Below are 26,039 nucleotides of genomic sequence, written 5' to 3'. Positions count from 1 at the left end.
AAACAATATCAGTTTAATATAAATTGTTTTGAATGGTTAAAGCTGACTGAGGATATTTATATCTTTGTAAGATACACATGGAATAGTTATTGGTTTTGCTGTATCATAACTAAAATACCACAGCCAGTGTACAACATTTTGAATTTTATTTAATAAAAGATTAAATTGATGTCATTATAAACAGAACATCAAAACGAAAGTCATAACGAAATGTAAAAAATAAGTAACAACGGGAGTAATCATATAAATTGAAATAAAAGGAGTTAAATAAAAATTTTGTAACGTTTATAAGAAACAAAAACCAAATACCGTAAATAAAAAGTACATATCATCATAAATTAAAAAAATGAGCGTAAAAACATTATTATTCATTTGTTTTTTATCAATCCAGTCATTATTTGCTCAGAAAGCAAAAGTAGTAGTACTTGGAGTTGGTCATTCTTCGCAGCTGATTAACTATAATCAGCAACCAGCAGCCATAAGAGCATTTATAAATAAAGTAAATCCATCGGCAATTTGCATTGAAAGATCCCCGGAAGAATTTTCAAAAAATAATTTTTATGAATTCACGTATGAACAGCAATATTTAATAGTGCCGTATGCAAAAGCAAACAAAATCCCCTTACATCCTATTGATTGGTTGCCTACAGAACAAGATTTAGATCTCAGTTTTGGAATAAAAGATTTGGAAGTTCCTAAATTAACAAGACAAAAAACGGGATTTCTTGGTTTTACTACTTTCACAGAAAAAGAAGATTTTGAAGATGGATTATATTTTGCAGATGGTAAAAATTACAGAGACAGTATTGCTGCCTGGTATACAAATCATCCTGAAAAAACGGCATTTGATTTTCCAAGACGATTATTCCTGTATCGGACTTATCTTCAATCGAAGAGAATACAAAAAGTGCTCGAAAATCATAGAAAATCAGATACTGTATTAGTAGTAATCGGAGCTTTTCATAAAGATGACATTGAGAAAAATTTAAAAGAAAACGGATATGAAATTATCCAACCCAATACTTTTGGAGTTGTAACTGATGAAGAAATAAGAAATCATTTTATGAAAGAAGATGCTTATGCTATTCTGTCGTTTAATCTGTTAGGCAGGCAAGAGCAACTTCAAAGAGTAAATAATAAGCTTATAGAATATGCTTTTGAATATTTACAAGATGATACTTCTATTGAAAAACAGTTTTTTGCGATAAAAAACTCTTTACTTACCAATACTATTACATCTAAAGAAAGTATTGATCAATATCTATCGCTTTTGACAAAAGTAAAAGAAGAGAAATTTACGTGGACGGGTGTAAAAGATTTCTCTCGCATAGATTCCTATTTCGACCCTTTTGGAAACATGAATTTAAAGCAGCGAATCAGACTTGAATTGGCAAGAGAATACCGGAAATTATCTAAAGAGAAAGAATTTAAGCAACAAATAAGTAGTGTTTTAGATGGATTAGATGAGTATAAAACCACAATGCTGAAGCTATACATTGAAAAATATCTGCTATAATCAGAATAAAAAATTATGAGTACAAACCATCGAGTTAGGCAGCTAACGTTTATAAAAAGAGTATAGTAAGTAGCAATACAATGCTTTGGAGTATAAATCCAATATGAAGTATTTTATGGTAAATGTAGGATAATAGAGGTATTTTATATATCTCTATTTTTTTGAAATCAACCGATTTATTATTAAAGATGTGAGAACTAATATAGTAACTATTAGAGATTATAAGAATTAAAGTATAAAAATCTTAAAATGTTTTTATTTTAAATAAATAATATTAATTTGCCATATTATTAAACAAAAAGCAGATATAAATATTAAACTACTACTCTAAAATGATAATTATTACATTAATCATAATTTTGTTAATCATTGGTTTTCAGATTACTAATACTGGTATGGAAAAAATAAAACCTCCGCGCTACAAACTCATCGGATACATATATTTAGCAATTGGCATTCTTTTGATGTCTTCGTCAATTACCTTAATGATTACCAATTTTATATTTTAACCGGAATCTAATCAATAATAAATAAAGTATAAAAATCAGGAAGATAACCATAACCGTTATTTACATACAACCCACCAGGTGTGAAGTAGTTTATAACGGTTTGTTATAAATGATATTTTTCATTAGGTACAACTATAGTATTGACATATTAATTAAATATCAATGCAAAATTTTTTAAAATTTAGCGTACACTATTGTTGATAACTTCTGTTATTAATGGATTTATAGCTGCCCTGCATACTTTCCTGTGGATGCTCTTTGCATAAGATAAAGGGTTGACTTGCAGATATATCTTTATAGTATAAATGAGCGGCATGTTTGGTAAATAATATTTTTATTTGTCCTTTTAAAGAATCATTAAGCGTTTGTAAATCTGTTTCAAGATTGTTTTCTTTATTGAGTTTTGCTTTGAACTCATATGAACAGTTCAGCAGACTATCCTGTTTAATTTGGTGCTCGAAACTAATGTTGAATTGCTGCTTAGCTATATTATTTATGACAAGTTTTTTGTATTCACCGAGGGTATCACCGATAATATAGGTGCCGATTATATTTTTTACATCAAAAGGATGTGCTTTAGTCAGTATATAATCTTTTGCCAGTTTACCTTCCACCTCTTTAAAATCAGAACCTACGCGAAGAATTACATTGCCGGATTTGATCTTATAAAATAATTTTTCACGGTCAAATGTCGTTTCAAAAATAGAGTCTTTAAGTTTCCACGTTCCGATTTTTGTTTCCGGTAATTGCTCTCTGCCCTGATAATAGGCAGTTCTCGATATGGTACTGTCACGGTATATGTGCACTATTGTTTCAATTCCGGGACAATCAGGACAGGGAATAGTACCTTCATAAGCATTGTTAAAAATGGTATCCAGTAAAGCTGGTTGAATAAATACAGGCGTTTTATCTTTGCTTTTCAAAGAGCACGAAGTCAAAATGATGCCACCTGTGATTGCTAAAACGCTATATTTTAATTTCATAGTAAGTGTAAATTAATAATTCTTTGTTTTAAAGAGTGCATCAAAAATAATTCCAATTTAAAGGTTGCGCAACTTTAATAATTTAAAATTTAAAATTATTTTTAATTTTTTAAGATTTGATTACTTTTGCATATGCAACACAATGTACTTATTTTAGATTTCGGATCGCAATACACACAACTTATTGCGCGTAGAGTTCGCGAATTAAATATCTTTTGCGAAATCTTACCTTACAACCAGATACCGGAAGATTTATCTTCTTTTAAAGCGGTCATTTTATCGGGTAGTCCTTTTTCAGTTCGCTCTGAAGATGCCCTTCACCCGGATTTGTCTAATATCAAAGGAAAACTGCCTTTATTAGCGGTTTGCTATGGTGCCCAATATCTCGCTCACTTCAATGGAGGTGAGGTAGCACCTTCAGACACGCGTGAATATGGCAGAGCTAATCTTGCTTTTATAAAACAAGACGAAGTTTTCTTTCAAAACATTCCTGCTAACAGTCAGGTATGGATGAGCCATTCAGATACTATTAAATCATTACCTGTAAATGGTGTGAAATTAGCGAGCACAAAAGATGTAGAAAATGCAGCTTACAGAATTGAAGGAGAAGATACGTATGCGATTCAATTTCATCCGGAAGTATATCATTCAACAGATGGTGCCCAATTGTTGAAAAACTTTTTAGTTCACATTGCTCATGTAAATCAGGATTTTACGCCTAATGCTTTTGTTGAAGAAACAGTAGCAGACTTACAGGATAAATTGAAAAATGACAAAGTTGTTCTTGGTTTATCAGGAGGGGTTGATTCAACTGTAGCAGCTGTACTTTTGCATAAAGCTATCGGACAGAATTTGTACTGTATTTTTGTAAACAACGGATTATTGCGTAAAAACGAGTTTGAGAATGTTTTAGCTCAATATCACGGAATGGGATTAAATGTGAAAGGAGTAGATGCTTCTGAACGCTTTTTATCTGAATTGGCTGGTATTGATGATCCGGAAACCAAACGAAAAATAATAGGACGTGTCTTTATAGATGTATTTGATGATGAATCTAAACTCCTCGAAGACGTTACCTGGCTGGCACAAGGAACGATATATCCTGATGTGATCGAATCGATTTCTGTAAAAGGACCTTCAGCTACCATCAAATCGCATCACAATGTGGGAGGTTTACCGGATTATATGAAATTAAAAATAGTAGAGCCACTACGCATGCTTTTTAAAGATGAAGTGCGCCGGGTGGGAGCTACTTTAGGCATTGATCCTGAACTATTGGGACGTCATCCGTTTCCGGGACCTGGATTGTCAATTCGTATATTAGGTGATATAACTCCGGAAAAAGTTAGTATCTTGCAGGAAGTTGATGCAATTTTCATCAACGGCTTAAAAGAACACGGATTATATGATCAGGTATGGCAGGCTGGTGCAATATTGCTGCCTGTAAATTCAGTTGGTGTCATGGGAGATGAGCGTACATACGAAAAAGTAGTAGCTTTACGTGCTGTGCAATCAACCGATGGTATGACTGCTGACTGGGTACATCTTCCTTATGATTTTTTAATGGAAATTTCCAATAAAATAATCAATAGAGTAAAAGGTGTCAATAGAGTTGTATATGATATAAGCTCAAAACCACCCGCAACAATTGAGTGGGAATAAATATTTTTAAGTCGTTGTTTTATTACAGCGACTTATTTGTTTAAACATCATGATTATGAAAAAGAATCTAATAATAGCCTTATCGGCATTTTTTACTACATGGGGATCTTTTGCACAGGAGAATTCTGAAAAGCATATTGTTGCCAAAGGAGAAACCGTGACACAGATTGCTAAAAAATACCAGACTACCAGTAATGCTATTTTTTTATTAAATCCTGAAGCCGTTAACGGTATCAGTGAAAATCAGGTTTTATTAATACCAAGTTCCGGAAATACCATGTTGCAACACGAGGTACTGGCAAAAGAAACCCTGTATGGTATTTCCAAAAAATACAATATTGCCATTGAACAGCTTTATAATCTAAATCCCGGATTAAGAGAAAATGGATTGCAAATAGGGCAGTTGTTAAATCTTTCAAAAAAGACAGAAACACCTAAGAAAACTCCTGCTGCTACAAATATTTCAACTGACAGTTTTCGTCTCATTGATGTAAAACCCGGAGAAACTATCTATGGCATTGCAGTAAAAAATCAAGTAACTGTTTCAGAGATTTATGAGTTAAATCCTGAACTGGCTTCAGGCGGGATTAAAGAAAACCAGAAAATAAAAATTCCGGTTTCTGGTAATCTGATGACAGAACCTTCTAAAACAAATGATAAAAAGCAAACTTCTAAAGCAGCCAATGCGAAAACCATTATAGTAGAACCTAAAGAAACGGTTTATAATATTTCTAAAAAATACGGTATTTCTCAGGAACAGCTTTTGCAGTGGAACCCTGAATTGAAAGATGGTTTGCGAATAGGAATGGAACTCATCGTAGGAAAACCCACCATCAAAAAATTTGATCTTGTAAAAGACGAACCGGTAATTACAGGAAAAACAGATAATATTAAAATAGCAGGCTTTAGAAATGATAAAGATATAAAAGAGCTTGTATTGCTTTTGCCGTTTAATTTAGATAAAAACAATCCGGATAATAAAACAGAAATCAATAAAATACTTAATAACGATGTGTTTTTAAATATGACGTTAGACTTTTATTCCGGAGCACTTATCGCAATTGATTCTGCAAGAGCAATGAATCTTCCGTTGGAAGTGAAAATATTTGATTCAAAAGAGTCTAATCGTTCAATGAATGTGGCACAGTTAAAGCAGCAATTCGATTTTTCGAATACAGATGTGGTCATCGGACCCTTTTTTCAAGCCAATGTAGATGCTATTTCTGAAGAGTTTAAAGACACCCCTACACTTATCGTTTCTCCTTTGTCTACAGACAAGGGAAAACCATATCCGAATCAGGTACATACCATGCCAAACACCGATATCGTTCGGAATGAAATGATGGAGTATTTACGGGCTCAAAATGGAAACATAATTGCTGTTTTAAACCCAAAAGCGGCAAGTTCGAGAAACTTTTTTGAAAGCAATTTCAAAGAAGTAAAGTTATTGGATGCAGCAGCTAACGGTGCAGTTACAAAAAGCCAAATAGAAGGCATGCTTGATAAAACAGGGGTAAACTATGTTATTCTGGAGTCAACAGCCTTACAAACAGCTATTGATTTGGTCAACGCCTTAAACAGTTTAAAAAACACTTATAGTATTCGTTTGGCAGTACTTGAAAAGCATGATGTATTAGATTCTACCGAAATAAATATTCAGACATTGGCAGATTTGCAAATGTTATTCCCGTCAGTCACCAGAGAGAATGACAATGCGAAATCAGATCGTTTTGCTGCAGCCTATGAGCAAGCAAATGGCAGTACACCCAATCGGTTTGTGACAAGAGGGTTTGATGTTACTTTTGATGTAATCAAGCGTATGTTTCAGTCTGAAGATGCAAATATATTTGATTATGGGACAGAGCAGGTAGAAAACAAATTTACCTATGTAAACGAAAACGGAGGAATTTACAATAATGCAGTTTACATTATGTATTACGATAAAAATCTAACGATAAAAGAAGCAAAATAATGTTGTCAAAAGTTATCTATTTAGGAGAGTTAAGAACACAATCTGTTCATTTGGCCTCTGGTTCGGAAATTATTAGTGATGCACCTGTTGATAACAATGGCAAAGGAGAAGCTTTCTCTCCAACCGATCTGTTAGCAAATTCACTGGCTACGTGTATGTTTACCATTATGGGAATCAAGGCAGCGGGTATGGCGATTGCTTTAGAAGGATCAACAGCAGAGGTGATCAAAGAGATGCAGTCAGAGCCTCGGAAAATAAGCAAAATTAAAATTGTTTTTCAGATGAATACACAGCTGGATGAGAAACAACAAACAATACTGGAACGGGTAGCCCTTAGTTGTCCTGTTTATTTAAGTTTGCATCCGGATATCGAAAAAGATATTACTTTTAACTGGAAATAGTTTGGAAGATCAACAAAAGCAACTCATTGAGCTGGCTCATACCAAAATGCCTTTCGGAAAATACGAAGGGCGTTTTCTTATTGATTTACCTGAGCACTACATCGTCTGGTATCATCAAAAGGGATTTCCTAAAGGCAAAATAGGAAATCAGCTGCAACTTATATATGAGTTAAAGCTAAATGGCTTGGAATATTTGATCCGTACGATTAAAGAAAAATATCCAAAACCTTAAATAAGCCCTAATCTTTTAAAATCTGTACTTTCTGCTTTAGAAACACAAATTATAATTGTATTTTTGCCAAGTTTAAATAATTGCAACAACACAACACACTATACAATCAATGAAACAAACAAAATATATTTTTGTTACGGGCGGTGTTACTTCTTCTTTAGGGAAAGGAATCATTGCAGCTTCTTTAGCAAAATTATTACAGGCGAGAGGGTATCGTACCACAATTCAGAAATTTGATCCCTATATCAATGTTGATCCGGGAACCCTTAATCCTTATGAACATGGAGAATGTTTTGTTACCAATGACGGAGCGGAAACGGATCTCGATCTTGGACATTACGAACGTTTTTTAAATGTACCTACATCTCAGGCAAATAATGTAACTACAGGAAGAGTATATTTATCTGTAATTGAAAAAGAAAGAAGAGGAGAGTTTTTAGGTAAAACCGTTCAGGTGGTACCTCATATTACCAATGAAATCAAAGAACGTATGCAATTGTTGGGTAATACCGGCGATTATGATATTGTGATTACAGAAATAGGAGGTACAGTTGGTGATATAGAATCGTTGCCTTATATAGAATCAGTGCGACAGTTATTATGGGATTTAGGAGACAATAATGCCATTGTAATACATTTGACATTAGTACCTTTTCTGGCTGCAGCGGGAGAATTAAAAACAAAACCGACCCAGCACTCTGTTAAAACGTTAATGGAAAGCGGAATAAAAGCCGATATATTAGTCTGTAGAACAGAACATGAGCTGTCAACTGAAATACGTCAGAAATTAGCGGCTTTCTGTAATGTAAAACCTGAAGCTGTAATCCAGTCCATAGATGCTTCTACTATTTATGAAGTTCCTAATAATATGTTAGAAGAAGGCTTAGATAAAGTAGCTCTTAAAAAACTGGATCTGCCTGAAAAATCATTACCGGATTTAGTAAAATGGAACGACTTTTTACATCGTTTAAAAAACCCTAAGCACACGGTAAACATTGGATTAGTAGGTAAATATGTAGAATTGCAGGACTCTTACAAATCGATACTGGAAGCATTTATCCATGCTGGTGCAGAAAACTATACGAAAGTAAATGTAGTAAGTATACATTCAGAATACCTTACCATGAAGAACGCAGAAGAGAAATTGCAAAATCTTGATGCTATCCTTGTTGCTCCGGGGTTTGGTGCTCGTGGTATAGAAGGTAAAATAGAAACGGTGCGTTACGCCAGAGAAAATAAAATTCCGTTTATGGGAATTTGTTTGGGAATGCAGATGGCAGTAATCGAATATGCCCGAAATGTTCTGAAACTTGAAAACGCTAATTCTACAGAAATAAATGATAATACACCTCATCCGGTCATTACATTTATGGAAGAGCAGAAAACAATTACCGATAAAGGAGGAACCATGCGTTTAGGAGGATGGGATTGTGAAATTAAAAAAGGTACCAGAGCATACGATATATATAAAAGTACCTTGATTAATGAACGCCATCGTCACCGCTATGAATTCAACTCTTACTATCAGGAAGATTTAGAGAAAGCAGGACTTATCGCATCGGGTATCAATCCTGAAACAAAATTAGTAGAGATTATTGAACTCAAAGACCATCCGTTTTTCGTAGCAGTTCAATACCATCCGGAATATAAAAGTACTGTTGCCAATCCACACCCGCTTTTTGTGAGTCTGATTAAGGCAGCTGTTGAAAAAAAAATAAAGGCATAATAAAAACAAAGCCTTTCATTTCTAAAAATTAAGTAAAATCATAATGGGAGAAAAAAAATTAGACAAAAGTAGTTTAATTGGAATGGGAGTTATCGCTGCTCTTTTATTTTGGATGATGTACAGTAGCAAAAGTACAGATACATCAAAAGAAACAGAAGAAAAAGCAAAAACCGAAACTGCTGCTACCAACAAAACATCAGATATTGATCATCTGGTAAAAAACGCGAATGACACTGCTGTTAATCCGCAATTAAAAGCAGCTCTCGGGGCTTTTGCTTACAGTGCTACATTGCCATCTGTGAAAGGTAAGGATGTTAAAGTTACGAATGATTTAATCACGATAACTTTCTCGAATAAAGGTGGTTATATAAAAGAAATTGAAGTCAATAACGTAAAGAGAATTTCAAAACATTCAGATGAATTGGTAAAAATCATCAAGGACAACAATTCTAAATTAAACCTTCAGTTTCAGTCAAAAGACAACCGTGTATATAATACCAATGATTTGTATTTTGAACCTACTTTGGCAAAAGAAGGAGAAAATCAGATCGTTTCCATGAAATTGAAAACTTCAGAAACGGCTTATCTGGAATACCGATATGTAATCAAGCCAAAAGAATATATGCTTGATTTCAGCATCAGAACGGTTGGTTTATCAAATATCGTTGACGGTTCTAAAACTGCAGAGCTGGAGTGGCAGTTAAAAGCCTACAGAAATGAGAAAAGTATCTCTTACGAAAACCGTTATGTAGAAATTGCATATGAGCATGATTCCGGAAAAGATGATTATCTGAGTGCTACAAGCAAATTTGAGGAAAAAACCATTTCAGAGGTATCCTATGTTGCTTTTAAACAACATTTTTTCTCTTCCATATTATTGACAGATACTCCTTTTAAAACAACAAGCTTAAAATCTCAGAATCTGGTTTCGGATGAAAAATTAGATACGGTTTTTACAAAAGATTTCAATGCTAAAATGCCTTTAGAATTCAAAGGAGGCGAATTGAGCTATAATATGAATTTATACTTCGGGCCTTCAGATTATGATATCCTTAAAGGCTATAAAAGAAATCTGGAGCAAACCATGCCTTTGGGGTGGGGAATCTTCGGATGGATAAATAAATTTCTCTTCATTCCTGTATTCGGGTTTTTAGTAAAATTCATCCCTCATGGTATCGCTATTATTGTTCTTACCATACTCGTACGCCTTGTAATGTCGCCTATTACATATAAATCGTATGTTTCTCAGGCAAAAATGAAAGTGATTCGTCCTGAAGTAGCAGAAATCAATGAGAAATTCAAGAACGATCCGATGAAGAAACAGCAGGAAACAATGAAATTGTATTCCAAAGCTGGAGTGAACCCAATGGCGGGTTGTATTCCGGGCTTATTACAGATTCCTATTTTCTACGCCTTGTTTCAGTTTTTCCCTTCAGCATTTGATTTACGTCAGAAATCATTCTTGTGGGCAGATGACTTATCGTCTTATGACAATGTACTGAACCTTCCTTTCTATATTCCTTTTTATGGAAACCACGTAAGTTTATTTCCGATTCTGGCATCTATTGCTATTTTCTTCTATATGAAAATGACAACAGGTGATCAGGCGCAAATGACTACACCACAGGAGGGTATGCCGGATATGAGCAAGATCATGAAAATCATGATTTATATCTCTCCGCTTATGATGTTGTTTTTCTTTAATAATTATGCTTCAGGTTTATCATTATACTATTTTATTTCCAACCTGATTACCATTGGAATTATGTATGTGATCAAAAATAAAATTGTAAAAGAAGATAAAATCAAAGCCAAAATTGAAGAGAATAAGACCAAAGAGCGTCCAAAAAGCAAATTTCAACGCAAGATGGAAGAAATGATGGAGCAGGCACAGCAACAAAAAGCAAATCAAAATAAAAAATAATTTGTATTTATTTACTAATTTTAGCAACCCGGATAATTTATTCGGGTTGTTTTTTTAGCAATATGAAGATATCGGCTTGCAAAGAAAATACAATAATATAAATAATAACAGCGTTTTATACAACAACATTTATAACAGAGAACAGCATGAAAAAAATCATCAATTCAATTTTGGTAATGGCTTTCTTTATCTCAGTAACCGCATCGGCTCAGGAAAACCGCAAAAATGCTCAGGGACAGAGAGAAGGAAAATGGACAGGATATTATGAAGGAACCAATAACCTGAAGTATGAAGGAACTTTTTCCAATGGAGTAGAACAGGGAGAGTTTATATTTTATGCAGATGAACCCGGAAAGGTAATTATTGCAACAAGAAATTTTTCGCAGGGCAACGGAAATGCTTATACAGTTTTTTACGATGGTAAGGGAAAAAAGATGACGGAAGGGAATTTTCTCAACAAAAAGAAAGATGGAAAGTGGATTACCTATCATCAGGGAGGTAAAAACATAATGAGCGAAGAATACTATGTAAATGGAGAACTTCATGGTTTGAAAAAAGTATTTTATCCCGACGGTAAAATGTCAGAAGAAATCAATTATCAAAACGGTATTCAAAACGGATATTCATACCAATATGCTGAAAATGGTGTAAAACTCCGTGAAGAATTCTATGTAAACGGTGCACAGCATGGTAAAGCAATTTACAGAGACGGTAGTGGAAAAGTGGTTTCTGAAGGTGAGTATGACAATGGTAAAAAAATTGGTCCTTGGGCAAAAAAACAAGCTGTTAAAGCTTCTGTAAAAAAATAAATTTCTGATTTATAAAATCGTAACTTTGCATTTCAGATTAAAATGAAATGAAAAAAAGAGTAGTAGTAGGTCTTTCCGGAGGGGTAGATTCAAGTGTAGCTGCCTACCTTCTTAAAGAACAAGGATATGAAGTTATTGGACTTTTTATGAAAAACTGGCACGATGATTCGGTCACTATTTCAAATGAATGTCCATGGCTTGAAGATAGCAATGATGCCTTAATGGTTGCTGATAAATTAGGAATACCTTTTCAAACAGTTGACTTAAGTGAACAATACAAAGAACGTATTGTTGACTATATGTTCAACGAATATGAAAACGGACGTACGCCAAATCCGGATGTATTGTGTAACAGAGAGATCAAATTTGATGTCTTTATGAAAATTGCTGTAGAGCTTGGGGCAGATTATGTGGCAACAGGACATTATTGCCGTAAGGAAGTAATACAGGTTACAGAAAACGGAGAAACAAAAGAAATACACAGACTTTTGGCGGGTGTTGACAATAATAAAGATCAATCATACTTTCTGTGTCAGTTGTCTCAGGAGCAACTTGCAAAGGCTTTATTTCCGATCGGTCATCTGACCAAACCTGAAGTTCGTGAAATTGCTGCTGCCAATGATTTGATCACAGCGGATAAAAAAGACTCACAAGGGTTATGTTTTATCGGAAAAGTGCGTTTGCCTGAGTTTTTACAACAACAGCTCAAACCTAAAAAGGGAATTATTTATGAAGTTTCAAAAGAAAGTGCTTTATACCATAATGAACCTGTAACGTATCCGACAAAAGAAGCGGAACTTATCGCTGCTTCAGCATCTGTAAAATATACATCTGATGATGCAAAAAAAGTAGCTGAACACAATGGCGCTCATTATTACACTATCGGACAGCGAAAAGGACTTAATGTAGGTGGAACTGTAGAACCGTTGTTTATCATAGCAACTGATGTAGAAACCAATGCTATTTACACAGGACAGGGAAGTGAACATCCCGGATTGTTTAAAAAAGCTTTGCATGTAAAGCCGCATGAAATTCATTGGATAAGAGAAGATATGGCATTGAAAGACGGAGATACTCTGGAAGTCAAAGCCAGAATACGTTACCGCCAACCTTTACAAAACGCAGTTTTGCATAAATTTGAAAGCGGTATGTATGTTGCTTTTGAAGAACCGCAGTCCGCCATTACAGAAGGACAATTTGTATCATGGCATTTAGGAGAAGAATTAGTTGGTTCGGGAGTAATTTCATAGATTAGTGCTTTCTAATTTTTGAAAATATGAAACGATACTGCTTAGCCATCATATTATTACTATCTAATATAACCTATGCCCAGGATCTGGAAGATGCCTGGGTATATTTTTTAGATAAACCCCAAAGTTCATTTTATCTTCAAAATCCGGATCAGATGTTGTCTCCGAGAGCCATACAAAGAAGAGTTCAGCAAAACATTTCTTACGATATAAAAGATGTTCCTGTAGATGCGGCTTATCTTTCACAGATACAAGCGGCTTCCGGAATTGAGGTAAAAGCAACGTCTAAATGGCACAATGCAGTTCATATAAGGGGAACACTTGAAAACATACAGCAGCTTGGAAATTTTTCATTTGTTTCGACAATTGTTTATGCCAACCATAGTTGGAATAATCAGCAAAATACCGCTGTACTTTCAACTATAAAAAATGAAAAAAAGAAAGGAAAAAACCTGCAACAGCCACAGATAAATTATAATTACGGCAATTCATTTCTACAGTCTGAAATGCTAAACGTACCTTTTCTACATTCCAATAATTTTACAGGAGAAAATAAAGTTATAGCGATTATGGATTCCGGTTTTCTGGGGGTAAATACTACTGCACCTTTTCAATATATACAAAACCAAAATTTAATTGCGGGTACTTATGATTTTGTACACAGAACAGAAAACGTATATACCTCACATAATCATGGCACCATGGTACTTTCTGCAATTGCAGGTATGGCAGAAAACCAGCTCATAGGTACGGCTCCGAATGCTCTGTTTTATTTATTCATTACAGAAGATATTGAGTCTGAAAATCCCGTAGAGGAGAGTTACTGGGTCGAAGCTTTGGAAAAGGCAGATAGTCTTGGAGTTGATATTGTGAATACTTCTTTGGGCTATTTTTCGTATGATAATCCCTCTTATTCTTATAATAATAATCAAATCAACGGAACTTCTTTTTCATCCGTGGCTGCAGACATAGCATTCTCTAAAGGAATGATTTGTGTCGTTTCAGCCGGAAATTCTGGAAATACAGCAAATCCGACAATAGGCGTTCCTTCAGATGCAACAACAGCATTAGCCATCGGATCTGTTGACAATACCGAACAGAGAAGTTCATTCAGCTCTATTGGGCCAACATCTGACGGTCGAATAAAGCCGGATCTTATGGCAATGGGAACTGCTACTATAGTTGCGAATCAAACCGGAACAATAAGTCCGGGTAACGGAACTTCTTTTTCAGCACCTATTGTTTCCGGAGCCATAGCCTCATTATGGAGTGCTTTTCCTGAAATGACCAACGAGGAAATCATTAATATTGTAAAAGCTTCTGCTGATAGATATGCAAATCCGGATAATTATTATGGCTATGGAATACCTGATTTTATGCAGGCTTATCATCAGGTATTGAGTGTTAAGAAACAAAAAGAAAGTGTCTTCTGCCTGTATCCGAATCCTTTTTCAGAAGCATTATTTTTTTCCTGTGAAAAAGAAGTAGGAAATACTATATTTGAAATGTATAATTTGCAGGGACAAAAAGTATATGAAAATACTCAATGGATACCCGATACCGCTCTGAATTTGTCTTTTTTAGAGAAAGGAATTTATTGGTATGTTTTGAAGAACGCGACTGCAATACAACAAGGAAAATTAATTAAACAATAAAATGAACAGAATAACCCGATTATTTAATATAAAATATCCTGTTATACAAGGAGGAATGATATGGAACAGCGGCTACAAACTGGCATCAGCAGTAAGTAATGCCGGAGGTTTAGGACTCATAGGTGCCGGCTCTATGTATCCGGATGTATTAAGAGAGCACATTCAGAAATGCAAAAAAGCAACGGACAAGCCTTTTGGAGTAAATGTGCCGATGTTATACCCCAATGTAGAAGAAATCATGCAAATCATCATCGATGAAGGGGTAAAAATTGTATTTACTTCTGCTGGCAATCCTAAAACATGGACGTCTTATCTTAAAGAAAAAGGCATTACAGTAGTACATGTAGTAAGTTCTACAAAATTTGCTCTTAAAGCCCAGGAAGCAGGTGTTGATGCTGTAGTAGCAGAAGGATTTGAAGCCGGAGGACATAACGGTAGGGAAGAATCAACAACCCTGACATTAATTCCGATGGTAAAACAGCAAATCAGTATTCCTTTAATAGCAGCAGGAGGCATTGCCACAGGAAGAGGAATGCATGCAGCAATGATTTTAGGAGCAGATGCAGTACAAATGGGAACCCGCTTTGCCATGACTACAGAAAGTTCATCCCACAACAACTTTAAACAAATGCTTGCCGAATTGGGAGAAGGAGATACTCACCTAACCTTAAAAGAGCTGGCGCCAGTTCGTCTGATAAAAAATAAGTTTTATAACGATATTCAGGAAGCCTATGCAAAAGGAGCAACGGTGGAAGATCTAAAAGCAGTCTTAGGTAGAGCACGTGCAAAAAAGGGGATGTTTGAAGGTGATCTTATAGAAGGTGAACTTGAAATAGGACAAATAGCAGGATTACTCACAGAAATAAAATCAGTACACGAAGTAGTTGATGATATCATAAAGGAATTTAAGGAATCAATAGCTACACCAATCAGTTATTAAAAGAAAAAAGGTATTGCTAATTTTTTATAAGTAGCAATACCTTCCAAAAAAAAATAACTATGAAATACAAAATTTAATTAATTGCTTAATAAATTTGTTATTCAAAATTACTGATTATCAACGTTGTTAAGTGTTAATAAAATCTAATATAACAAATGTTTAACTTTATTTAAAGTTTCATGAAAGAAATCCAATTATTGAAAATAGATGATATGAATCAGCATAAGAACAGTTCTAATTTTTATGTGAATACCATTCAAAATCATCTCATCAATAATCATCAAAGAATTGAAAAGCCGCACAAACATAACTTCTATGCCGTTTTTTTATTTACAAAAGGATCCGGAACACATGAAATAGATTTTACCACTTATGAAGTCAAGCCGGGTGCCATCTTCTTTTTATATCCGGGTCAGACCCATGGTTGGCATCTTTCGGATGACATTGAAGGTTATCTGTTTTTTCATACTAAAGAATTTTACGAAATGGGATATGTAAATAACACTTTGTATGAATATCCGTTCTTTAAATCAAATGCTTCTAATAAATGTTTTTATCTGGATCAGATGTTTACTTCAAAGCTCATGCATGATATAGAAAACATTTATAATGAATATCTGCAGAACAACTGGAAAAAAACTCAGTTGATATTGAGTTATCTCACTCAAATCTATATTTTACTCAACCGGCAGATAGAAAGCAATAGCCTGATAGATCATAATAGCCTGAGGCATTATCAAAACCAGTTCAACACCTTTGAACATTTGGTTGACAAGTATTACAAAGAAATCAAATCCGCCAGTGAATATGCTGAAAAACTCAACATCACTCAAAAACATTTAAACCGTATTGTAAAATCCATTACGGATAAAACCACAACAAACATCATTATTGAACGTAATATTCTTGAAGCTAAAAGAAACTTGATTTACACCAATAAAACATTCAATCAGATTGCTCAGGATCTGGGCTATACTGATTATTCCTATTTTAACAAACTGTTTAAAAAATACACAGGAGAGACTCCGACCGAATTCATCAAACGCTATAAAAAATAATCAGATTATTCTTGCTCATCTTTATCATAAAATAAATTCAACCACATAAGCCTTGATATTTTATAATTAAAGGTTGAAAGCAATAAAATAGTGATGACAACTAATATAAACATGGTCATAAATGACCAGCCAAACAACAGTCCTAAAACGAATACGGCTACCATCTCGGCAACGGTTAAAGCATAGCTCATATACATAGCTCCAAAATAAAAACCGGTCTCTCTGTGGAATGAATAGCCGCAATTGTCACATTTCATTTTCATCTTAGGCATTTTAAATAACAATGGATTACCATTAGAAGCAAATACCTTTGTTTTATTACAATTAGGACAGGTTCCTTTAACGACATTAGATACGTATGACATATTGCTTAGTTTTTATGATACAAAGATATTTCATAAATCTTCAAACGTATAAAATATTTAACCCTATTATTTGTTCTTTTCGGACATTTTGGGCTTATATCCTGTTTTGAAGTGTTATTTATTCCTCTTTTCACTTAAAGATACCTATTTTTGCTTTATTTTGTTCTGTATATAAATCAGAATTAAATGACTATTTAACTATTTTATGAATGAACTCTCTATAAATACCTCACAGAACGTAAGTATTGAATTTGTAATGGCTTCTTTGGGAGAGCGTATGGCGGCATCTTTAATTGATCTTATCATTAAGCTTATTTATGTATTTTCCATTACCTATATTCTGGAATTTTTTAGATTTTCACCTTTTGCTTTTGACGGAATGGAACAGATGGTAATCTCTTTTGTCGTTTATGCTCCGGTTATTTTTTATAGTCTTGTATTAGAATCCCTGTTCAACGGTCAGACCATTGGAAAAGCAATTTTGAAAATAAAGGTGATCAAAATAGACGGTTATCAGGCTTCCTTCGGTGATTTTTTGATGCGATGGATTTTGAGGATTGTAGAATTACTGTTGTTTTTGGGTTTAATTGCTATTCTTGTCATTATTTTCAACGATAAAAATCAGCGTCTGGGAGATATCGTCGCGGGTACTGCCGTAATTTCATTGAGAAACCGATACCGTATAAGCCATACCTTTTTACAGGAAACACACAGGTCGTATGAACCTGTTTTTACCAATGTATTGCGGTTTTCAGACAATGACATACGAATCATTCGGGAAACCTACAACAAATCATTGGAATCTAATGATAGGGGATTGATGGTACAACTGGTACAAAAAGTAGAAACCATTCTGAAAATAACCAACCCCTACAATACCCCTACAGAATTCATTGCTGTATTGCTCAAAGACTATAATTATTTAACCAGTAGAATTGAATAAATGATTTTTTCGATATTAGATATTTTAGGTACCGTTGCTTTTGCCGTTTCCGGAACGTTGGCGGCTATTCAGAAAAGGCTTGACTTATTCGGTATTCTTACCATTTCTTTTGTTACGGCAATTGGGGGAGGAACGCTCAGAGATGTGATGATTGGCAATACTCCTGTACTCTGGATGCAAGATTTATCGTATTTTTATATTGTTTTGGTAAGCACGGTTCTGGCCATTATTTTCAGAAAGCGATTGAGTATTCTGCGTACGTCTATCTTTCTTTTTGATACGATAGGGTTGGGATTATTTACACTTGTTGGATTGGAAAAAGGGGTTGCAGCAGATCTGGATCCGTTAATCTGTATTTCTCTTGGTACCATTTCAGCCTGTTTCGGAGGTGTACTGAGGGATATATTATGCAATGAAATACCTGTTATCTTCCAAAAAGAAATATATGCTACAGCCTGTATTTTTGGAGGTTTTATTTTCTTTTTACTAAAATACCTAAATCTGAATGACGATCTCATCTTTTTATCTACAGCCGGTAGTATTATCACAATACGTTTACTGGCAGTCATAAAAAAATGGTCGTTACCGACCATTACTTTATGATGGATTAATTTGACCGTCAGCCATAACTATTTTCCGGTCAGCCATATCTGCCAGATCTTCATTATGCGTAACAATGACAAATGTCTGACCAAATTCATCTCTTAATTGAAAAAACAGCTGATGCAGATTCTCTGCTGATGCTGTATCTAGATTTCCTGAAGGTTCATCTGCAAAAATTACAGCGGGTTTGTTGATCAAAGCTCTTGCAACGGCAACACGCTGTTGCTCGCCTCCTGAAAGTTCAGACGGAAAATGATTTACACGATGTGACAAACCAAGATAGTCAAGAAGTTTTTTTGCTTCTGTCTCTGTTTCTTTTCGATCTTTTCCGGCAATATAAGCTGGTAAACAAACATTTTCCAGTGCATTGAACTCAGGTAATAATTGATGGAACTGAAAGATAAAACCCAAATGCGTATTCCTAAATCTTGAAAGCTCTTTATCGTTTAATTTTAAAACATCAGTTCCATTGATAAACAAAGAAGTTGTATTCTCCCGGTGTGGGTGATCAAGAGTACCCAATATCTGTAATAAGGTTGTTTTTCCTGCACCTGAAGCTCCTACAATCGAAACAATCTCCCCTGAATTAATGGATAAATCAACACCTTTTAAAACGTGTAAAGCATCGTAATATTTATGAATGTTGGTCGCAATAATCATTTTCTGTATTTTTTACAAAGTAACACCTTTTTAGAGAAAATTCAAGAAATAAAGTTTCGTTAATATTTTATACTCAGCGGTGTTTTATCGTTATATTTGATATATAAAAAAAGGAAGGAATGAAAAATATACTGATAATAATATTGATTCCGTTAGTCCATTTTTGCAAAAATGATTCCCTTAACAGTAAAAAAGAAGCAGTCAAAACAATGGAGCAACAAGCAAACGAAGTGGCTATTTTAGCAAATGGTTGTTTTTGGTGTACAGAAGCCATTTTTCAACAACTCAGAGGTGTTGTAAAAGTAGAACCAGGTTATATTGGTGGTGATGTAGACAATCCTACTTATGAACAGGTTTGTACAGGAACAACCCATCATGCAGAAGCATTAAGAATAGAGTTTGACAACAGATTATTGTCTTATGATGATCTTCTCGAAGTATATTTTGCAACGCATGATCCAACTACTCTTAACAGACAGGGGGCTGATGTGGGTACACAGTACCGAAGTGAAATATTCTATCTGGATGAAAAGCAAAAAGCATCCGCTGAAAAAGCAATAAAGCAGCTCAACGATGAGCATGTATTTGGAAAACCTATAGTCACTAAAATATCTGCTGCAACTAAGTTTTGGGTGGCAGAAAACTATCATCACGACTATTTTAAAAATAATCCGAACCAACCGTACTGTGCTGCTGTTATAAGTCCTAAGGTTCAGAAGTTTATGAAAACATTTTCGGACAAAATAAAATAAATGGCATTAGAATTGATATCCATTAGCGTGTTAATTTTAAAATAAAATAAATGGCAGAACTCGTTTTGAATCAGAAAGTAACCCGTACCAATAAAACCACCTTACTTGTAATGGGAATTTTGTTTGATGCGATTGGTTATTTATCATATCTGATACCATTTTTAGGAGAGTTTTCAGATTTGATATGGGCACCGGTTGCCGGTCTGTTACTCAAAAGTATGTATAAAGGAACCATCGGTACTGTCGGAGGTATTTTTGCATTTGTAGAAGAATTACTTCCGGGTATGGATTTCATTCCTACGTTTACCTTAACCTGGATGTATACCTACTGCATTAAAAAGCAGTCATAAACCGGACAAAATATTTAATAACCATCCTCAGAATTATATGCAGTATTCTGAGGATTTTTTTATACACCGTTTTATGTAAAACAATTTTTTTATTAATTTAAATTAAGTGTTTTTGATTTTAATCTTCAGAACTTTGAATATAAATTAAAAGATCATGAACGATTTTAATAACTATATAACTTCTTTCAAAGTACGTGAAAAACTGCTGCCAGTATTCTTTATTGGTCACGGATCTCCTATGAACGGAATTGAAGACAATATTTTTTCAAATCAATGGAAAGAAATCGCTAAAAAGATAGAAATGCCGAGTGCTGTATTGGTAATTTCTGCCCACTGGCTTACTACAGGAACAAGGGTTACAGCAATGCAGGAACCGAAAACCATACATGATTTCGGTGGGTTTCCACAGGCTTTGTTTGAGGTGCAATATCCTGCTCCCGGATCTCCTTTCCTTGCAGAAGAGACCGCCAAGCTGATTACCTCAACCCATGTGGGATTGGATCATGACTGGGGGCTCGATCATGGAACCTGGACTGTCGTAAGACATATGTTTCCGGAAGCCAATATACCGGTATTACAATTGAGTATTGATTATTACAAACCCGCAAGCTATCATTACAATCTGGCAAAACAGCTGTATGAATTGCGTAAACGGGGGGTAATGATTATCGGAAGCGGTAATATGATTCATAATCTCAGAATGTTGGACTGGAAAAACATGAGCGGTTCAGGTTTTGGGTTTGACTGGGCAATGGAACTCAATCAGATTTTTAAAAATAAAATACAGGCGAGAGACCATAAAGCATTGATTGATTATGAAAACCTCAGTAAAGCTGCAACGCTTGCCATACCGACTCCCGATCATTACTACCCGATGCTATATGCACTGGCCTTACAGTCAGATAAAGAAGAGGTAAATATATTTAACGATGATTATGTAGGCGGATCTCTGAGCATGACCTCGTTCCGTATCGGATAATTTTATGCTTATCTATAAAATACTATCTTTACCATTAAAAACAAAAAATGAAAAAGATAGTATTGGCTATTTTGTTTCTCTCGTCATTTTGTGTTCAGGCACAACCCACAGCAGTAGAAGGAGAAACCGCTTATAATTTTTGGATACAGTTTCCGAAACAGGAAATATTAGAAAATAAACCTCCGGTACTGATTTTTTTACATGGCAAAAGCCTTTCGGGCAAAGACCTCAACAGAGTTAAACGCTATGGTGTGCTAAAAGCTATAGAAAAAGGATTGGAAATACCTGCTATTGTTGTAGCTCCTCAGCTTCCTTCCGGACCATGGATTCCTGAAAAAGTAAATGAAGTTCTGGAATATGTAATGGCGCATTATGAGGTTGATCCCACAAGAATCTATGTAGCAGGTATGAGTCTCGGATCTTACGGAACCATGAGTTTTTTAGGTCAATATCCCGATAAAATTGCAGCAGCCGTATCCATTTGTGGAGGAGGTGAAATTAAAGACGCCTGTAATCTTTCCACCATACCCATTGCCGTATATCACGGTGATAAAGATTTTATAGTTCCTGTTTCAGAGTCCAGAAAAATAGTAAATGCTATTAAAAAATGCAATAAAGATGCTCCGGTAGATTTTCATATACTCAAAGGTGAAAATCACGGAACGATTGAAAATCTATTCAGAAAAAAAGATATTTATGATTGGATGTTCAAACATAAGAAATCAATACAGACACAATCATAAAAATCAGTATATTTGCGAACTTAAAAATAATTATTCAAGAATAATTCAAATAATATGAAAGCCGGAATAGTAGGATTACCAAATGTTGGAAAATCAACATTGTTTAATTGTTTGTCTAATGCAAAAGCGCAAAGTGCCAATTTTCCATTTTGTACCATTGAGCCTAATATCGGAGTGGTAAATGTACCTGATCAACGTTTAGAAAAATTAGAAGAACTGGTAAATCCGGAGCGTGTATTGCCGGCCACCGTTGATATTGTTGATATTGCCGGTCTTGTAAAAGGAGCGAGTAAAGGAGAAGGATTAGGAAATCAGTTTTTGGGAAACATCAGAGAATGTAATGCCATAATCCATGTTTTACGTTGTTTTGACAATGATAATATTGTTCATGTTGATGGAAAAGTAAATCCGATCAGAGATAAAGAAACCATTGATATTGAATTGCAGCTAAAAGATCTTGAAACCGTTGAAAAACGTTTGGAAAAAGCAAAAAAAGCGGCAAAGACAGGAAATAAAGAAGCTCAGGTAGAAACAGCTTTATTGGAAAGAATACGTGCCGTTTTATTAGAAGGGAAATCTGCCCGTGTGATTGAACCACAAAATAACGATGAAGAAGTATTGTTGGAAGCTTTTCAGCTCATTACGGCAAAACCGGTATTGTATGTATGTAATGTAGATGAAAACGCTGCGGTAAACGGTAACGATTATGTAGAAAAGGTAAAAGAGCTTGTAAAAGATGAAAACGCAGAAGTAATTGTATTGGCAGTAGGTACAGAAGCGGATATTACCGAACTGGAAACCTATGAAGAGCGTCAGATGTTTTTAGAAGATTTGGGCTTATCAGAACCCGGAGTTTCTAAATTGATCCGTTCAGCATATAAATTACTGAACCTTCAGACCTATTTTACAGCAGGAGTAAAAGAAGTAAGAGCCTGGACTATTAAAGTTGGTGATACAGCTCCGAAAGCAGCGGGTGTAATCCATTCTGATTTTGAAAAAGGATTTATTCGTGCTGAAGTAATCGCTTACGATGATTATGTCGCTTTTGGTTCAGAAGCCAAAGTAAAAGAAGCCGGGAAACTAAGAGTAGAAGGAAAAGAATATGTTGTAAAAGATGGAGATGTCATGCATTTCCGTTTCAACGTTTAATAATAAAAGCTGATATTACATCAGCTTTTATTTTTTATATGCTTTTTTATTTATATTAGCCAAAACAACATTACTATGAACGCATACAAAACTACTGCGCTTATCTTTTTGGCTTTAAGTACCGTCAGCTGTGCTACTATATGGAGTAAAAAGACACAAAAAGTACATGTCTATTCTAATGTTAAAGAAGGTAGGTTAATCACCAATGACAGTGTTATACATCAGCTTCCGGCCACCATTGAAGTGAAGAGAGATAAGAAAGATCTGCACCTTACATTGGCTACGGAGGAGTATAAAGAAACATATACAATAGCTTCACAGATAAATCCGGTATTTACTTTTGGAAATCTGCTGACAATACCGGCATTTGGAGCCGGATACCTTATTGATCTGACAAATAAAAAAAGATTCAGTTATAAAAAACATATCTTTTTAGATAAGTTTGACGAAGAAACAGATCAAACCACCCGCAATGCAGAAGAGTATATTGCCAGACATGCAATTACCAATGATTCTGTAGTGGAAACAATATATAAAAGGGAGATACAGAAAACTCAAAACAGACAGCAAAAACAGATCGCGTATGACGATTGGAGCTTTAAAAGATTTCATCCAGCAAAAGGGACTTTTTACTTCAATATTCTGACGCCTTCTCTCTATATGATCGGGATATCATCTGAAAATCCGAATCTTTCCCGATTTAAAAATAAGGCGGGAGGAATGAGTCTTGGAGTAGCCTTAGATTATTTTTATGCAGAAAAGCAATTTATAACGCTTGAAATAGCACATCGTTCAAACGTTTTTGATCCTTTTTATTTTTTAGACAGATATTCCTATGATCTTATGGTTGACAAGGTAAATCTCTCCGTTATGCACAGTCATCGGATCAATCGTTTCAACATAGGATATGGTCTCTCATTTGACAGGGTTTTTTATAATTACAGAGTATGGAAAGAACATTGGATTCCTAATGATTTGCCATACGAACTATATATGTCTGATGATGGTAAAAAACAATTTTCAGAAAATTATATAACGTTGGGATTTTCCGGTCTACTGTCATATCAATGGACACAGAGACTGCATATAGGTGTTTTTTATAAACCTTCCGTTTATAGTATCCGTTCGGGACAAAGTTCATTCAATTATGAGCATGTTACGGGATTGGATATAAGATTAAAATTTTAAATTAAAGGTAATGAGATATATTTCCTAATTAGATGAAGGCAAAAACATATCATAAAAACAACTTTTACAGAAATACTTTTTGTGTGTTCAGGCAGGCAGAGAAAGATGATTTGCCAGCTCTAAAAGCTGATTACAAAAGTAAAACAGGAAGTGAATACTATTTTACAGAAAAGGGAGTATATCGCGTATCCAATCACTGGGGGAGAGCTGCAGGATGCCGATGGAGATTGAATGCAATTGAATATAAACAACAGCAGGCGTTGATTGGTTATGCCGACTGGACAGCTTTTTTTCCGAATAATGAAGAACAGCCTTTGTACTTTATCTGTCAGCCTTCACCTGATGTATTTTCATTTGACCACAAACACTCAGCTCTTTATGACGGAAAATCAGTGCTAAGAAGTGCAGCAGATACTTCTAAAGTGTTGAAACAGATACATGAACTCCAGAAAAATCCTTCTGCATTGAAATACCTATCTTCAGAAAATCCGCAGCAACTGATTTCAGAAATCATCTATCAGTTGATCTATACCAACACATCCTATGCGAAAATAAAGAGGGAACTGTTGAATAAATAGCTCCAAAGGGCTGTTAAACTTCAAAAAAAGTTATATTTTAGTAATAAAGTGCTTAAAAAGAAAATAACATGAAGAAGTTTAATTTGAAAAAGGTTTTTGATTTATTCAAAAATACCTTTATGGAGTTTATGGATGACAATTGCGTTAAGTTCAGTGCTGCGCTCTCGTATTACACCATTTTTGCCATCCCGCCATTATGTATCCTTATTATTTCCGTTACAGGCTATTTCTTTGGGGAAGAAGCCGTCAGCGGAGAATTATTTGATCAGATCAACCAATTGGTTGGAGATGCTGCTGCCATACAGATTCAGGAGTCCATTAAAAATGTACAATTATCAGGTGCCTCAACTCTGGCGACTTATATCGGAATTATTACACTTTTATTTGGTGCATCAGGAGTATTTGCAGAAATACAGAGCTCTATCAATTTTATATGGGGACTGAAAGCAAAGCCTAAAAAAGGGCTTATTCGTTTTCTCAAAAATAGATTATTGTCTTTCTCAATGATCGGTTCGTTGGGATTTGTATTGCTTGTCAGTTTGATTTTAAACTCTTTAATTGATAGTCTGTATTTTCAGCTTACATCTTTATTCAAGGATACAACAGTGTATTTTGCTTCTGCCATCAACAGTGCATTTGTATTTATCGTGATTACCATTTTGTTTATTACCATTTTTAAAACACTGCCGGACGGTAAAATCCGTTGGAAAGATGTTATTGTCGGTTCGGGATTTACAGCTATATTGTTTATGGTAGGTAAATGGGCGATTGGTTTGTATTTGGGTAATTCGTCAACAACTTCTTTGTATGGTGCAGCCGGTTCGGTTCTGGTCATTTTAGTATGGGTGTATTACTCCGCTATTATCTTGTATTTTGGAGCTGAATTTACAAAAGTTTATGCTCAGATGTATGGTAAATCTATCGAGCCAAACAAATATTCTGTATGGATTGATAAGCAGATTACGGAAGTGGATGAAGAAATTACTGTAGAAAAAAAAATATCGCAAAACGATGGCGAAAACACCTGAGTTAAAGACATAGGCTCTTTTAAATCTCTGAAAAAAACACTAAATTAGCACAAAATCTGGAAAA

26 protein-coding genes are annotated in these 26,039 nt (G+C 34.7%); 23 read left to right on the top strand and 3 right to left on the bottom strand.

Annotation, left to right across the window (positions count from 1 at the left end; all coding sequences use genetic code 11):
- The first annotated feature begins 346 nt into the window (after window positions 1-346).
- Together QW060_RS07880 and QW060_RS07875 are read left to right on the top strand one after the other, a co-directional pair.
- Window positions 347-1,516, top strand: coding sequence for a hypothetical protein (locus QW060_RS07880; protein WP_290363096.1), 1,170 nt, complete (start codon window positions 347-349; stop codon window positions 1,514-1,516).
- A 332-nt stretch (window positions 1,517-1,848) separates the two neighbouring features.
- Window positions 1,849-2,025 carry a hypothetical protein gene (locus QW060_RS07875; RefSeq protein WP_290363095.1) on the top strand — a complete coding sequence of 59 codons (177 nt, stop codon included), beginning with the start codon at window positions 1,849-1,851 and terminating at the stop codon, window positions 2,023-2,025.
- Window positions 2,026-2,216: 191 nt separating this feature from the next.
- On the opposite strand, the gene QW060_RS07870 is transcribed toward QW060_RS07875, so the two are convergent.
- Window positions 2,217-3,008: a copper resistance protein NlpE N-terminal domain-containing protein gene (locus QW060_RS07870; RefSeq protein WP_290363094.1), complete on the bottom strand. Its 792-nt coding sequence runs from the start codon at window positions 3,006-3,008 to the stop codon at window positions 2,217-2,219.
- Window positions 3,009-3,140: 132 nt separating this feature from the next.
- Between QW060_RS07870 and guaA the strand changes: the two genes are divergently transcribed.
- The 11 genes from guaA to QW060_RS07815 all read left to right on the top strand — a co-directional run bounded on the left by guaA (window position 3,141) and on the right by QW060_RS07815 (window position 16,637).
- Window positions 3,141-4,670, top strand: coding sequence for a glutamine-hydrolyzing GMP synthase (gene guaA, locus QW060_RS07865; protein WP_290363093.1), 1,530 nt, complete (start codon window positions 3,141-3,143; stop codon window positions 4,668-4,670).
- Window positions 4,671-4,725: 55 nt separating this feature from the next.
- Window positions 4,726-6,642, top strand: a complete 1,917-nt coding sequence (locus tag QW060_RS07860) for a PBP1 and LysM peptidoglycan-binding domain-containing protein (RefSeq protein ID WP_290363092.1) — start codon at window positions 4,726-4,728, stop codon at window positions 6,640-6,642.
- Window positions 6,642-7,043 carry an OsmC family protein gene (locus QW060_RS07855; protein WP_290363091.1) on the top strand — a complete coding sequence of 134 codons (402 nt, stop codon included), beginning with the start codon at window positions 6,642-6,644 and terminating at the stop codon, window positions 7,041-7,043. Before QW060_RS07860 ends, QW060_RS07855 begins: the two co-directional genes overlap by 1 nt.
- A gap of 1 nt (window position 7,044) precedes the next feature.
- Entirely contained in the window at window positions 7,045-7,275 is a 231-nt protein-coding gene (locus QW060_RS07850) for a DUF3820 family protein (RefSeq protein WP_290363090.1), read from the top strand.
- Window positions 7,276-7,384: 109 nt separating this feature from the next.
- The gene (locus QW060_RS07845) at window positions 7,385-9,001 is read left to right on the top strand and encodes a CTP synthase (RefSeq protein ID WP_290363089.1); all 1,617 of its coding nucleotides are present in this window, start codon (window positions 7,385-7,387) and stop codon (window positions 8,999-9,001) included.
- Between the two features lie 43 nt (window positions 9,002-9,044).
- Window positions 9,045-10,925, top strand: coding sequence for a membrane protein insertase YidC (yidC, locus tag QW060_RS07840; protein ID WP_290363088.1), 1,881 nt, complete (start codon window positions 9,045-9,047; stop codon window positions 10,923-10,925).
- A gap of 146 nt (window positions 10,926-11,071) precedes the next feature.
- Window positions 11,072-11,734 (top strand): toxin-antitoxin system YwqK family antitoxin, encoded by a 663-nt coding sequence (locus QW060_RS07835; protein ID WP_290363087.1) that lies wholly within the window; start codon window positions 11,072-11,074, stop codon window positions 11,732-11,734.
- Between the two features lie 47 nt (window positions 11,735-11,781).
- On the top strand, window positions 11,782-12,984 hold the full coding sequence (gene mnmA / locus QW060_RS07830; RefSeq protein WP_290363086.1) for a tRNA 2-thiouridine(34) synthase MnmA: 1,203 nt from the start codon (window positions 11,782-11,784) through the stop codon (window positions 12,982-12,984).
- A gap of 26 nt (window positions 12,985-13,010) precedes the next feature.
- Window positions 13,011-14,639 carry a S8 family serine peptidase gene (locus tag QW060_RS07825; protein ID WP_290363085.1) on the top strand — a complete coding sequence of 543 codons (1,629 nt, stop codon included), beginning with the start codon at window positions 13,011-13,013 and terminating at the stop codon, window positions 14,637-14,639.
- A gap of 1 nt (window position 14,640) precedes the next feature.
- Window positions 14,641-15,579 carry an NAD(P)H-dependent flavin oxidoreductase gene (locus tag QW060_RS07820; RefSeq protein ID WP_290363084.1) on the top strand — a complete coding sequence of 313 codons (939 nt, stop codon included), beginning with the start codon at window positions 14,641-14,643 and terminating at the stop codon, window positions 15,577-15,579.
- A gap of 179 nt (window positions 15,580-15,758) precedes the next feature.
- The gene (locus QW060_RS07815; RefSeq protein ID WP_290363083.1) at window positions 15,759-16,637 is read left to right on the top strand and encodes an AraC family transcriptional regulator; all 879 of its coding nucleotides are present in this window, start codon (window positions 15,759-15,761) and stop codon (window positions 16,635-16,637) included.
- A 5-nt stretch (window positions 16,638-16,642) separates the two neighbouring features.
- On the opposite strand, the gene QW060_RS07810 is transcribed toward QW060_RS07815, so the two are convergent.
- Window positions 16,643-17,002: a DUF983 domain-containing protein gene (locus tag QW060_RS07810; RefSeq protein WP_290363082.1), complete on the bottom strand. Its 360-nt coding sequence runs from the start codon at window positions 17,000-17,002 to the stop codon at window positions 16,643-16,645.
- Between the two features lie 205 nt (window positions 17,003-17,207).
- On the opposite strand from QW060_RS07810, the gene QW060_RS07805 reads away from it, so the two are divergent.
- The gene (locus QW060_RS07805) at window positions 17,208-17,945 is read left to right on the top strand and encodes an RDD family protein (protein ID WP_290363081.1); all 738 of its coding nucleotides are present in this window, start codon (window positions 17,208-17,210) and stop codon (window positions 17,943-17,945) included.
- A 3-nt stretch (window positions 17,946-17,948) separates the two neighbouring features.
- Window positions 17,949-18,548: a trimeric intracellular cation channel family protein gene (locus tag QW060_RS07800; protein WP_290364719.1), complete on the top strand. Its 600-nt coding sequence runs from the start codon at window positions 17,949-17,951 to the stop codon at window positions 18,546-18,548.
- Here the strand turns inward: QW060_RS07800 and QW060_RS07795 are convergent.
- Window positions 18,543-19,208, bottom strand: a complete 666-nt coding sequence (locus tag QW060_RS07795; protein ID WP_290363080.1) for an ABC transporter ATP-binding protein — start codon at window positions 19,206-19,208, stop codon at window positions 18,543-18,545. The two genes, QW060_RS07800 and QW060_RS07795, sit on opposite strands and share 6 nt — an antisense overlap.
- A gap of 119 nt (window positions 19,209-19,327) precedes the next feature.
- On the opposite strand from QW060_RS07795, the gene msrA reads away from it, so the two are divergent.
- From msrA to QW060_RS07755, 8 genes are all read left to right on the top strand, one after another.
- Window positions 19,328-19,960: a peptide-methionine (S)-S-oxide reductase MsrA gene (gene msrA / locus QW060_RS07790; protein ID WP_290363079.1), complete on the top strand. Its 633-nt coding sequence runs from the start codon at window positions 19,328-19,330 to the stop codon at window positions 19,958-19,960.
- Between the two features lie 50 nt (window positions 19,961-20,010).
- Window positions 20,011-20,310 carry a hypothetical protein gene (locus tag QW060_RS07785; RefSeq protein ID WP_290363078.1) on the top strand — a complete coding sequence of 100 codons (300 nt, stop codon included), beginning with the start codon at window positions 20,011-20,013 and terminating at the stop codon, window positions 20,308-20,310.
- Window positions 20,311-20,464: 154 nt separating this feature from the next.
- The gene (gene ygiD, locus QW060_RS07780) at window positions 20,465-21,289 is read left to right on the top strand and encodes a 4,5-DOPA-extradiol-dioxygenase (protein WP_290363077.1); all 825 of its coding nucleotides are present in this window, start codon (window positions 20,465-20,467) and stop codon (window positions 21,287-21,289) included.
- A 47-nt stretch (window positions 21,290-21,336) separates the two neighbouring features.
- Window positions 21,337-22,032: a carboxylesterase family protein gene (locus QW060_RS07775; protein WP_290363076.1), complete on the top strand. Its 696-nt coding sequence runs from the start codon at window positions 21,337-21,339 to the stop codon at window positions 22,030-22,032.
- 54 nt (window positions 22,033-22,086) lie between these two features.
- On the top strand, window positions 22,087-23,181 hold the full coding sequence (gene ychF, locus QW060_RS07770) for a redox-regulated ATPase YchF (RefSeq protein ID WP_290363075.1): 1,095 nt from the start codon (window positions 22,087-22,089) through the stop codon (window positions 23,179-23,181).
- Between the two features lie 75 nt (window positions 23,182-23,256).
- Window positions 23,257-24,369: a hypothetical protein gene (locus tag QW060_RS07765; protein WP_290363074.1), complete on the top strand. Its 1,113-nt coding sequence runs from the start codon at window positions 23,257-23,259 to the stop codon at window positions 24,367-24,369.
- A 32-nt stretch (window positions 24,370-24,401) separates the two neighbouring features.
- Entirely contained in the window at window positions 24,402-24,947 is a 546-nt protein-coding gene (locus tag QW060_RS07760) for a hypothetical protein (RefSeq protein WP_290363073.1), read from the top strand.
- A gap of 68 nt (window positions 24,948-25,015) precedes the next feature.
- Window positions 25,016-25,975: a YihY/virulence factor BrkB family protein gene (locus QW060_RS07755; protein ID WP_290363072.1), complete on the top strand. Its 960-nt coding sequence runs from the start codon at window positions 25,016-25,018 to the stop codon at window positions 25,973-25,975.
- Window positions 25,976-26,039: the final 64 nt, after the last annotated feature.

This window comes from Paenimyroides ceti, from assembly GCF_030409925.1.
The sequence above is the reverse complement of the archived record's forward strand: the minus strand, read 5'-3'. Positions and strand labels throughout refer to the sequence as shown.